This is a genomic window from Klebsiella sp. ME-303 (genome assembly GCF_007910085.1).
In the GTDB taxonomy this organism is placed as follows: domain Bacteria; phylum Pseudomonadota; class Gammaproteobacteria; order Enterobacterales; family Enterobacteriaceae; genus Klebsiella; species Klebsiella michiganensis.
In genome coordinates, this window is the sequence record NZ_VOJB01000092.1 from 81,320 (window position 1) to 92,735 (window position 11,416).

10 protein-coding genes are annotated in these 11,416 nt (G+C 52.3%); 4 read left to right on the plus strand and 6 right to left on the minus strand.

What is annotated here, in order from left to right:
* Nucleotides 1–36 precede the first annotated feature (36 nt).
* Complete coding sequence (locus FQK12_RS21260) at nucleotides 37–1,794, minus strand: Lon protease family protein (protein WP_014228662.1); 1,758 nt, start codon at nucleotides 1,792–1,794, stop codon at nucleotides 37–39.
* A 185-nt stretch (nucleotides 1,795–1,979) separates the two neighbouring features.
* Between FQK12_RS21260 and matP the strand changes: the two genes are divergently transcribed.
* On the plus strand, nucleotides 1,980–2,432 hold the full coding sequence (matP, locus tag FQK12_RS21265; RefSeq protein ID WP_014228663.1) for a macrodomain Ter protein MatP: 453 nt from the start codon (nucleotides 1,980–1,982) through the stop codon (nucleotides 2,430–2,432).
* A gap of 102 nt (nucleotides 2,433–2,534) precedes the next feature.
* Here matP and ompA read toward each other — a convergent pair whose 3' ends face one another.
* Nucleotides 2,535–3,605: a porin OmpA gene (ompA, locus tag FQK12_RS21270; RefSeq protein ID WP_004849520.1), complete on the minus strand. Its 1,071-nt coding sequence runs from the start codon at nucleotides 3,603–3,605 to the stop codon at nucleotides 2,535–2,537.
* Between the two features lie 353 nt (nucleotides 3,606–3,958).
* Nucleotides 3,959–4,468, minus strand: a complete 510-nt coding sequence (gene sulA / locus FQK12_RS21275; protein WP_014228664.1) for an SOS-induced cell division inhibitor SulA — start codon at nucleotides 4,466–4,468, stop codon at nucleotides 3,959–3,961.
* Between the two features lie 462 nt (nucleotides 4,469–4,930).
* Here sulA and FQK12_RS21280 point away from each other — a divergent pair, with 462 nt between their 5' ends.
* Nucleotides 4,931–5,554, plus strand: coding sequence for a TfoX/Sxy family DNA transformation protein (locus tag FQK12_RS21280; protein WP_014228665.1), 624 nt, complete (start codon nucleotides 4,931–4,933; stop codon nucleotides 5,552–5,554).
* Here FQK12_RS21280 and yccS read toward each other — a convergent pair.
* Nucleotides 5,542–7,677 carry a YccS family putative transporter gene (gene yccS, locus FQK12_RS21285; protein WP_014228666.1) on the minus strand — a complete coding sequence of 712 codons (2,136 nt, stop codon included), beginning with the start codon at nucleotides 7,675–7,677 and terminating at the stop codon, nucleotides 5,542–5,544. The genes FQK12_RS21280 and yccS overlap by 13 nt on opposite strands.
* A gap of 17 nt (nucleotides 7,678–7,694) precedes the next feature.
* On the minus strand, nucleotides 7,695–8,141 hold the full coding sequence (locus FQK12_RS21290; RefSeq protein ID WP_004849527.1) for a YccF domain-containing protein: 447 nt from the start codon (nucleotides 8,139–8,141) through the stop codon (nucleotides 7,695–7,697).
* A gap of 122 nt (nucleotides 8,142–8,263) precedes the next feature.
* On the opposite strand from FQK12_RS21290, the gene helD reads away from it, so the two are divergent.
* Nucleotides 8,264–10,318: a DNA helicase IV gene (gene helD, locus FQK12_RS21295; protein ID WP_014228667.1), complete on the plus strand. Its 2,055-nt coding sequence runs from the start codon at nucleotides 8,264–8,266 to the stop codon at nucleotides 10,316–10,318.
* Nucleotides 10,319–10,346: 28 nt separating this feature from the next.
* Here helD and mgsA read toward each other — a convergent pair whose 3' ends face one another.
* Nucleotides 10,347–10,805: a methylglyoxal synthase gene (gene mgsA, locus FQK12_RS21300; protein WP_014228668.1), complete on the minus strand. Its 459-nt coding sequence runs from the start codon at nucleotides 10,803–10,805 to the stop codon at nucleotides 10,347–10,349.
* A 154-nt stretch (nucleotides 10,806–10,959) separates the two neighbouring features.
* Here mgsA and FQK12_RS21305 point away from each other — a divergent pair, with 154 nt between their 5' ends.
* Nucleotides 10,960–11,373 (plus strand): CoA-binding protein, encoded by a 414-nt coding sequence (locus tag FQK12_RS21305; RefSeq protein WP_014228669.1) that lies wholly within the window; start codon nucleotides 10,960–10,962, stop codon nucleotides 11,371–11,373.
* Nucleotides 11,374–11,416: the final 43 nt, after the last annotated feature.

The window sequence follows — 11,416 nt, forward strand, 5'->3', positions numbered from 1 at the left end:
CAGGATAGCTAACACGTGTACGCTGAACAAGTCCGATCAGTTCGAACCTGAACCGCCTAACCAGCGTAGCGGCCACGGAAAGCGATGACGACTCTCTTGCTGTGTCGCCTGCGCAATTCTTTCCTGAATAGTTTGCCGTAACGTTTGTCCTTCTCCGTCCCAGAGTAGCTGGGTCAGAATGGGCAGCGCTTCCGTCACGTCATCGACTGCCCAGATAAAGAACTGCTCATCCGCAACGGCCTGTTGCAGTTCCTGCGCCAGGCTCAGGTGACGAACGTTGGCGGAGGGAATGATGACTCCCTGTTTACCGGTCAGCCCACGCTGCTGGCAAATAGCAAAGAAGCCCTCAATTTTCTCGTTAAGCCCGCCAACCGGCTGTACGCGACCAAACTGATCGACAGAACCGGTAATGGCGATGCTCTGATTAATCGGCACATTGGCCAGCGAGCTGATCAGTGCGCACAGTTCGGCCATGGAGGCGCTATCGCCATCCACTTCGCTGTAGGACTGCTCGAAGGTCAGAGAGGCGGTGAAGGGGAGCTGTTGTTCGAGCTCCAGCTCGGACATCAGAAACGCCTGCATGATCATCATGCCTTTTGCATGAATGTTGCCACCGAGCTCGGCCTTACGCTCAACGTCAATAAATTCGCCGTCGCCGATATGTACGACGCAGCTAATACGTGAAGGCTCGCCAAACGCACGCGGATGGCCCGGAAACTCAATGACGGAGAGTGCGTTGATTTGTCCGACGCATTCGCCTTCGGTCTCGATCAGGATTTGCTCCTGCAGTATTTCATCCTGGATGCGTTCAGCAAGGTAGCCTTCGCGCCACAAACGACGCTCCAGCATGGTTTGCATCTCTTCAGCGCTAATCTCTTCACCTTCACAGAACGCGGCGGCTTCGCGAAGCTGGCGAGCAATCCAGAGCACGCACAGCGGCAAGGTTTCCTGGTCGCCTGTATAACGCGCACCTTCCTGGATCAGCAGCGGCCAGGCGTTAGCTGACAGCCCCGGGAGTTCGAGCAGTTGAGCATTTTGCCAGACCCACTGGCACCACTGCTTCAGCGTATCGGCATCAGCGATTTGCAGATTATCTTCATATTCGCTGTAGATAGCCTGCGCAGAAAGCTCGGGTTCCATCTCCTGAAAATCAGCAAGAGATTCCCGCTCGCCGACCAGGATAACTTTCAAACTCAGGGGCATAGAGGGAATGCTGACCGGAAGAGGGCGAGACTCATCGAATGATAACCAGTCAAAACGCTGGCGGGTTACCATATTTTTCAGCCGCATCCACAGCAGGGGCTGTGCCAGTAATGCACGGAGGGAGAGAATTAATACCCCGCCGTTAGCGCGATGGACCAGACCGGGTTGTAACGTGATTTCACCATTAAACTGGCGCACGCAGCCAAAAAGCTGCTCTGCTTCGATCCAGTCCGCGGCTTCAACCGGCGCAACGCTGGCGAAATTATCTTCAGTCGTTTGCGCAGGGGAGAGCGAGATTTTTCCGCCATCAACCTGATAGCGAACGCCACAGAGCGTTTGTGCCGGTTGGTGTAAAGTACGGGTTTCGTTAGCCAGCCACTGCAGGTACTCCGGCTCTTCCGGAATTTTAACCAGCATAAACGGCGAAATGGCTGGAGTGACCAGGAGCTGCTCCAGGCCATAGAAGAGTCGGGGTTGCAGTTCGCCTGAGAGGGATGCCTCTGCGTGAGCTAAGTCGGCTTGTGCAAACAGCGCCTGATAACTTTCCGTATCAGGAGCGAGGTCGTTTCGGGTAAGTTTCGTAATGGTCAAAGTCGCTGTTTTTTAGTCAGATGTAAAACGCGCGATTATACATTATGCGGCGTCCGAGCACACGAGGGATTGCGGTTGTCGCGGTGATAACGAATCTACCAACATCACGAAAGATCATTTATTCTCAGCACATCAGGAAAAAACTGATATCCTGAAATGAGTTACACGGTCACATTGAGATCGCAATGAAATATCAACAACTGGAAAATCTTGAAAGCGGCTGGAAATGGACTTATCTGGTAAAAAAGCACCGGGAAGGTGAGCTTATTACCCGCTACATTGAAGCCAGCGCAGCGCAAGCCGCCGTCGATTTATTACTGACGCTCGAAAATGAACCCGTGCTGGTGAATACCTGGATTGAGCAGCATATCAATCCGGCGCTGGTGAACCGCATGAAGCAGACTATCCGCGCCCGACGTAAGCGTCATTTTAACGCGGAGCATCAGCATACGCGTAAAAAGTCTATCGACCTGGAGTTCATGGTCTGGCAGCGTCTGGCAGGTCTGGCGCAAAGACGGGGTAAAACGCTGTCTGAAACCATTGTGCAGTTGATTGAGGATGCTGAGCATAAAGAGAAGTATGCCAGCAAGATGTCCAGCCTGAAGCATGATTTGCAGGTACTGTTAGGTAAAGAGTAGCGATGCAAGCATCGGGATATATCGGTGCGCTGCTGCTTTTTGATAGCGGAATTTAAGGTAAAAAAAACCCCGCATCGCGGGGTTTTTTATTAACGAGATAACTTAAGCCTGCGGCTGAGTTACAACGTCTTTGTAGCCTTTAACTTCGATTTCTACGCGACGGTCCGGCGCCAGGCAGTCGATCAGAGCTGCGCGAGCTTTCACGTTGTCACAGGTGTTGCCAGTAACCGGGTTGGATTCGCCCATACCGCGAGCAGAGATTTTGCTAGCCGGGATACCTTTGGATACCAGGTAATCAACAACGGACTGAGCACGTTTCTCAGACAGCTGCTGGTTGTAGGCATCAGAACCGATACGGTCGGTGTAGCCCAGAACAACTGCGGAACCGTCTTTCGGATCCATGTTGCTCAGCTGGGTGTACAGCTGATCCAGAGCCTGCTGGCCTTCTGGTTTCAGAGTAGATTTGTTGAAGTTGAACAGAACGTCAGACTTCAGGGTGAAGTGCTTGGTAGTCACTTCTGGAGCCGGAGCCGGCGCCGGAGCTACAACCGGAGCAACGTCGTCCTGACCGAAGCGGTAGGATACGCCCAGGCTCAGCATGCCGTTATCAGGACGGGTACCAACGGTGCCAGCGTCGCCGATGTTGTTAACCCACTGGTATTCCAGACGGGTTGCGATGTCACGAGTAACAGCCCACTCTAAGCCGCCCGCGAATACCGGGGAGACGCCAGTGTCGTGTTCGCTACGGGAAACGCCAGTAGAAGCGTAGTTACCTTTGGAGTCAGCGCGCCAAACCATACCACCTAGACGGGTATAGATATCCAGATCGTCAGTGATCGGGTAACCCAGTTTAGCAGTCAGCTGAACGCCCTGAGCTTTGAAAGCGCCGTTGTCAACGCTGCCTTTGTAAGCCATACGGCCCAGCCAGTCGTAACCCATTTCAAAACCGAGGTACGGGTTAACCTGGTAACCACCAAACGCACCAGCACCCAGCTGATCGTTACGGGTCGGGCCGTTGTTGCCCTGGAAACCGTTACCGTAGAAACCGGTGTCGTGATACTGGGACCAGCCCAGTTTAGCACCTGCGTACCAGGTGTTATCTTTCGGAGCGGCCTGCGCTACGGTAGCGAAGCCAGCCAGTGCCACTGCAATCGCGATAGCTGTCTTTTTCATTTTTTGCGCCTCATTATCATCCAAAATTCGCCATGAAGGTTCAGAAGACCTCACGGTTAAATCCTTCACCCGGGGCGTGACTTGTTGTTAACTATGCTGATACATGCAGCGTAAGCCGATCACCCCTGGCGATGTAAAGTCTACAACTTAGTTCGAAACTTACAAGTGTGAACTCCGTCAGGCATATGAAAAAAAAGGGTTGTGTACGCTATGTTTAACAAATACGGTTGAACTTAATCGAGGCAAAAAAAGTCGCGAAGCCGCATCAGACAAGCATTTTAACAAAAATGCCGTTCCAGAAAGCCCATTTCACGCCAGGGCAAAAAAAATTCCAGGATTAATCCTAAACTCGGTTAATGATACAGGTTTGAGTGAATTTTTAGCCCAGAAAGTTGTCTGCCAGGCTGAGCGGTATTTCTTACCGGGCGCATGATAAAGCCCATCGCGTGACCCTCTTCTGCAGCGGCAACCAGGCGTTCATGTTCCTCAATGCTCAGTTCTTCTGATAGCCAGCCAATAACGACGCTATAATTTCCGGTGCGCAGTGAGCGAACCATGGATTCCAGGGTGTTAGCGGGGGAGAGCTGGCTGATCTGCATCACCTTCGACAGCGGCAAACCGGACGACTGCACCCATTCGCGGCTCAGCTTCTGTTGTGGCGTCAGCCAGAGCTGCCAGCGCGATTGCTGGCCAAGCTGTTGTAATAAAGGAAGCAATAGCAGCTGCGTCATCATGGGCTGGTCTTCTCGATAGACTATTTCACTGATCAGCCCATTAGCTGGCTGTTCGGCAGCGTCATGAGAGAGACGACGTACTGAAGTAGAAGTCAGTGGTGAACGATTTGCGTGAGCTGATGTAAACATAGTCTATCCCGCCTGTGGGTTACTGTATGCATATACAGTATATGCGGCCGGGTGAAAGATCAACCCTATTTTCTCTGTTGCTGGATGAAATTTGTACGTCACCGGGAGTGAACCCGAACCGGTCGCATCGGATGTCCGCGCGTACACAATGTGAATTCATGGTTGTCGCGCTTTCTTGCTGGCTAAATTCTTCTCATAAATGATGGCATTAACGCTCTATGAGCGAACAGGGATGCCCTGCTCTCTGTATGCTACTGTGATGAATATTAATTAAGCATTTTATCTTTCCCGGATTTAACTTCATCAAAAGACTATTTTCTGAAAGCGGCTCGCAAAAAAACACGCCGATTAAAATGAATAGATAATTCATGTTGCCGCATGAAGGGAAGTCACTTATTTTCTCTTTTAACGGATCCGTTAGCACATTTATGTCTTATTTACATGATTAACAAAGGAATAATCATGAAGAAAGTTATATGTCTTAGGATCCATCAGTTTCGGGCATGTTTGTCTCCATTAGGAAAAATAAGCTGTCGGCCCTTATTTGGTGGCTATAGCCTGGCGATAGATAATACCGTGTTTGCCATGATGGCTGAGGGGGAAATCTATCTTCGGGTTTGCGAGCAGAGCGCGGAGTACCGCGTGGCGCATAAAAACCCGCTGTTGAAGATGCAGAAGAATGGTCGTCTGGTCGCGCTGAAGTATTATCATATAGATGAGGAACTTTGGCGCGATAGCAAAATGCTTTTTCATTTATCGGCGCTGTCATTACAGAGCGCGCGTCATGAAAAACATCGGCAGCGACATTCCGGAAGATTAAAAAATTTGCCAAATATCAGTTTTCATATGGAGCTACAGTTGATTAATTCAGGCATTACGGATGAATTAATGCTGCGTAAGATTGGGGCCAAAGAAGCCTGGTTGAGGTTACGAAAAATAAATAAAGCGCTAACGGTGAATATTCTTTATTCCTTACAGGGGGCTATTGAAGGCGTCCATGCGGCCACGCTCCCGACGCAGCAGCGTCAGGAGCTTGAGACGTGGGCAACGGAACAAATGCGGGAGAGTGAGAGCTATTCGGGTTGAATCTCAACCTGTTGCTGTAGCCGGCAAATCTCTGGCAGCAGCGCCAGTAGCAGCCCGATTTGTTGAAGCACTAACGGCTCTTTGCTATCGGCACGAGGGTCAAGATGCTGTATCCGGGTTTGCAGGCTTGTTAACGCTTGCTGTACCCGCTGTTCATCGGCCGGTGAGTGGTGCAGCGCGTCATCAACATAACAAACGGCATCGTCCAGCAGCGCCAGGATATCTGGCGTTGTCAGCTTTTCCCTGTGCGCGCCCAGGGCGGAGATATAGCTGGTAAAAGTGTGGTTCAGGCATAACAACCGAAAAGCGGTTTCCCGCATTTGCGAGCCCGCTCTGGGTTCCGTTGATAAGTTTGATACAACGGATGCCAGCTCACCGTCCCTGCTGTGCGCCGCTCTTCGCGCAATACGATAGGCAAGACGGTTGTCGCGCCCCTGATGATATTGCTCGAGTATGGCATCTAAATATCGGCAGTTGGCATTGATTGCTTGTTCAAGTACTCGGGGCAGGTTGCGGAACTTCCAGTCTGGCCAAATAAAGCTGACTGCGGCCCAGGCGATAGCGCAGCCGATCAGCGTATCAAATATACGCGGTAGGGCGACTTCGAAACCTTCCCCCAGGAGGTTAAAGCACAGCAAAACCAGGAGGGTAATGAACATGGTCGCATGGGCGTACTGCACATTACGGAATGCGAAGAACAGCACGCCGGTCAGGACAATTAAAAGCAGCTGGCCTTCGACGGAAGGGACGAGAAGCAGTACCGGCAGGCCAATCGCTACGCCGATGAGCGTACCGATTATCCTTAGCGCCAGCCGGTGACGAGTGGCGTTATAGTTTGGCTGGCATACGAACAGGCTGGTCAGCAATATCCAGTAACCGTGGTTTAGTCCGGTTAACTGGATAAATGCATAACCTGCGCACAGGACTAATGACATTCGGACCGCATGGCGAAACAGAGCTGACTCTGGGGTCATATTATTGCGCAGGCGCAGCCAGATATCGCTGAAACTGCCAGGTTGATCGTCGGCTAACAGGTTTTCCGTATTGTGACTGGACTGTACAGTCGTCTGGACGGATTCAATTGTCGCCAGCTGGGCGTCAATGGCGCGTAAGTTATTAAGCAAAAATCCCAACGCCTTAATCTGTTCTGCCGGCGCGCCGCTGGCTTTTACGCGATCGAGCGCGGCGTCAAGATGCATAAAAGCGCGCTCAAAGTGAGTATCATGAAGGTAGGGTTCGCGTAGCAGGATAGAACGAGACAGTTTCTGGCAGGCCTGCGCCTGCATTGACAGCATACGCTGGAAGCGGAACATCACGTCACTGTAGCGAAAATGATCGCGCAGCGTTTGGTATTGAATATGCGATGAGCTTGCGCGTTCGTGGATGTCCTGCGCCACGAAGTAATATTGCAAGGTGCGACGCGTTCCGCGCTGCCCGCGATCGCCGCGCAGGCGAGTCAGCAGGGAAACTTTGGTCTGATTCAGCGTGGCCACAAGCTGGCCATTGGCTATCGCCAGGTCATACAGCGGAGCCTGGCTTTCATCTTCAATATCCGGATCGAACAGGCGCGATTTAAGCTCCAGATAGCGAGCTAACTGCTCGTAGCTGCGTGCCAGATTGTCCTGAAGAGGGCGGATAGGGAAAATCAGATGTCCGGAGAGGGTAAGTAAGTTGTACCACACCGCGCCAGCCAGCAAAAACAGCGGCTGAAGATACCAGTGGCTGTAAAGCGTAACGCCCAGCATGGTATAGATGGCGATTAACAAAGCACCAAAGGCGATGGTGGCATAGCGTTGGCCCAGGCCGCCGAGCAAAATAAAACCGATTGTTGAAACGGTTAATCCCGCCGCAAATAACCACGGCCAGGGAAAAAGGAGTTCCACTGAGGCTGAAGCAATAAAAAAGCACACGAGGGTAATGGCCAGATTACGCAGACGTCCTGTCAGGCGGTCATCAAGGTCGGTCAGCGCCGCTGCCACCACCCCGAGTGTTAGAGGAATCGTGAGTTTTACTTCGCCAAGCCACCAGGGAAATGCGGTCGTGCCGCAGAGTGCGATAAATATCCTGATGTTATATAACCAGGCACTGTTCCATGTATAGCGGCGTAGCAGGGGGGTGAGCATTTCTCTATTCCATTCAATTACTGAAAGCGGCGACGCGCATTGGCTTCACGCGCGGCGCGAGCGGTCTCGACGGAGACGACTCGTCGGCCTACTGGCCATAAAGCAATAGCGGCGATTTTAAAATTGGCGATGCCAACCGGGATGCCAATGATAGTCAGGCATTGGGCGATACCACAAAAGATATGCATCAGACACAGCCACCAGCCAAAGAAAATAAACCATAAAATATTCAATAGTGTCCCACCCGCGTTTAGCAGGCTATTCTTTCCCTGAGGATCGAGTTCGTCGACATGAACGGCCTCATTCCCATAGGGAAAAAGAGAGAGTTTTGTTATCTCCCAGCAGGAGCGGGTGAGAGGCAGGGTAAAGATCAGCACAATGCTGACCAGCGTCGCCAGAAGCCAGCCGAGCGTGGTGGCGAATCCGCCAAGGATAAAGTTTAAAATATTCAGAACGGTACGCATAAACCCTCTGCTTAATACGGTGGATAATAAGGCACGGCCATTGTAGCGTTTTTTACGCTGGAGCACCCGGTCGCTGGCGGTTAAACTTAAAAACATCCAAACTGATTGAAATTCGACATTATATGGAACTTAGAGCGACAACATTGGGCAAGCGTATGGCTCAGCATCCTTATGACAGGGTGCAACTTCTTAATGCCGGAGTAAAGGTTTCCGGTGATAGCCATGAATATCTTATACCTTTCAATCAGTTATTATCAATTCATTGCAAGCGTGGGCTGGTTTGGGGGGAGCTGGAGTTTACCCTACCGGGCGAGAAAGTTGTGCGTTTGCATGGTACCGAATGGAGTGAAACCCAGCGTTTTTACCATCATCTGAACACGCTCTGGCAGCAGTGGAGCGCGGAAATGAGCGATATCGCCGCTGATGTACTTCGCCAGCAGCTGGCGGAAGTGGCGCGTTCCAGCGCGGAAGGTAAATGGTTGACGCGTCAGCAGGTAAGCGATATTCAGCGCAAAATACGCCATGCGCTGAGCGGATTACCTGTGCCGACAGTCCGTCTCGATGCTTTTGATAACTGCCGCGAGCTATGGCGGCAATGCCAGGGTTGGTTGAGTAATACGGAAAAAGCCAGGCTCGAGCATAACCAAACTTTTACGGAATCCATGCTGGAGCAATACCGCGGATTTTTTGCCGCAGTGGAATCATCGCCGTTGAATCCGGCTCAGGCACGCGCAGTCGTAAACGGCGAGCGTTCGTTATTAGTTCTGGCAGGTGCCGGAAGCGGTAAAACTTCCGTGTTAGTGGCGCGCGCAGGCTGGTTATTGACCCGTGGCGAAGCGGCGGCTGAGCAAATTCTGCTACTGGCGTTTGGTCGGCAAGCCGCGCAGGAGATGGATGAGCGCATCCGCGAGCGCCTGGGCACTGAAGAGATCTCGGCGCGTACTTTTCACTCCCTTGCCCTGCACATTATCCAGCAGGGCAGTAAAAAAGCCCCGACGATCAGCAAGCTGGAGAGCGACAGCGCTGCACGGCAAAAACTTTTAGTACAGAGCTGGCAGCAGCAGTGCCAGGAGAAAAAAGCGCAGGCGAAAGGCTGGCGATTGTGGCTGGAGGAGGAAATGGGCTGGCAGATCCCTGAAGGGGATTTCTGGCAGGACAAAAAGCTGCAGCGTCGTGTTGCCAGCCGCCTTGACCGCTGGGTTAGCTTGATGCGTATGCATGGCGGATCGCAGGCTGAGATGATTGCCGGGGCCCCTGAAGAGGTACGCGACCTTTTTGGCAAGCGCGTTAAGCTGATGGCCCCTCTGCTAAAAGCGTGGAAAACGGCGTTAAAAGATGAAAACGCCGTCGATTTCTCCGGCCTGATTCATCAGGCGATCAATATTCTGGATAAAGGGCGGTTCGTCAGCCCGTGGAAGCATATTCTGGTGGATGAGTTTCAGGATATCTCCCCGCAGCGGGCATCCCTACTCGCCGCGTTACGTCGGCAAAACACGCAGACGACGCTGTTTGCCGTTGGCGATGACTGGCAGGCTATCTACCGTTTCAGCGGTGCTCAGCTCTCTTTAACAACGGCCTTTAATCACTATTTTGGCGAAGGGGATTGCTGTGCGCTGGATACGACGTACCGATTTAATAGCCGGATAGGCGAGATCGCAAACGGGTTTATCCAGCAAAATCCGCACCAGTTAACGAAACCACTAAACAGCCTGGTCGCAGGGGACAAAAAAGCGGTGACGTTATTGGCGGAGGACAAACTCGACGATCTGCTTGATAAAATGAGCGGCTATGTCAAACGAGAGCAGCGGATTTTATTGCTGGCGCGCTATCATCATTTGAAGCCGGCGGCGCTGGAGAAAGCCGCCACGCGCTGGCCACATCTGCAGCTCGATTTTATGACTATTCATGCCAGCAAAGGACAACAAGCTGATTACGTCATAATTCTTGGCCTTCAGGAGGGGGATGATGCGTTTCCTGCACCGGCGCGTGAGTCGATTATGGAGCAGGCGCTCTTACCGCAGCCGGAGGATTTTCCCGATGCCGAAGAGAGGCGTTTGCTGTATGTCGCCATCACCCGCGCCCGCCTGCGCGTATGGCTGTTGTTTAATAAAGAGCAACCTTCGCCGTTTGTTGAAATGCTAGAGGCGCTGGATGTCCCGGTAGCAAGAAAGCCATGATGGCTGGCGGCGTGGCCGCCAGCGGGGCTTATTTCAGACGCTCTGCAAGGTAGCGCTGATAATCAGGGATCAGGATATCAACGGGGTCGCTGAAGTGCGGGGACTGGATAATAAAGTCGGCGGTTGAGACATTGGTGGCGACGGGAATATTCCATACCGTCGCCAAACGTAATAACGCTTTAACATCCGGGTCGTGCGGCACGGCATTTAGCGGATCCCAGAAAAAAATCAATACATCGATTTTACCTTCTGAAATCAGCGCACCCACCTGCTGGTCGCCGCCCATGGGACCACTCAGCATCGCATGCACCTCCAGCCCGGTTGCGCGTGACACCAGATTTCCGGTCGTTCCTGTCGCCGAGAGCGTGTGTTGCGCCAGCAATGGCTGGTGGCGCTCGACCCACTTCATCAGCATATCTTTACAGTGATCGTGAGCAACCAGCGCAATATGCTTGCGTGCTGGCAAGGTACGTGTTGTTAGTTCCATCATTTCATTCCACATTTTGGCCTGTAGACAGATTACTGGAAGTCACTGTTGCTGCAAGCGTCGGGATGAAAAAATTTGACGCATCTGCAGGTCAGGACTCATGCGGGTTCATCCGGATTAGCATACACTTGGGCTAAATAGCAGGAGGATGATGATGAAAGAAAACGATATCGCAGGTATTTTGACCTCGACACGGACTATCGCCCTGGTGGGGGCAAGTGACAAACCTGACCGCCCAAGCTATCGGGTGATGAAGTATCTTCTGGAGCAGGGGTATCACGTCATTCCCGTTTCCCCTAAGGTTGCGGGTACCACGCTGCTGGGGCAAAAAGGGTATGCCACGCTTGCTGACGTGCCGGAAAAAGTGGATATGGTCGATGTTTTCCGTAACTCAGAAGCGGCCTGGGGCGTCGCCCAGGAGGCAGTGGCTATCGGTGCGAAAACGCTATGGCTACAGTTGGGGGTAATCAATGAACAGGCGGCTGTTCTCGCCCGAGACGCCGGTCTAAACGTGGTGATGGATCGCTGTCCGGCGATAGAGATCCCGCGATTAGGATTAGCCCGTTAAACTTAAAACCCCGCCTGGCGGGGTTTTTTATTGTCATCCCTAA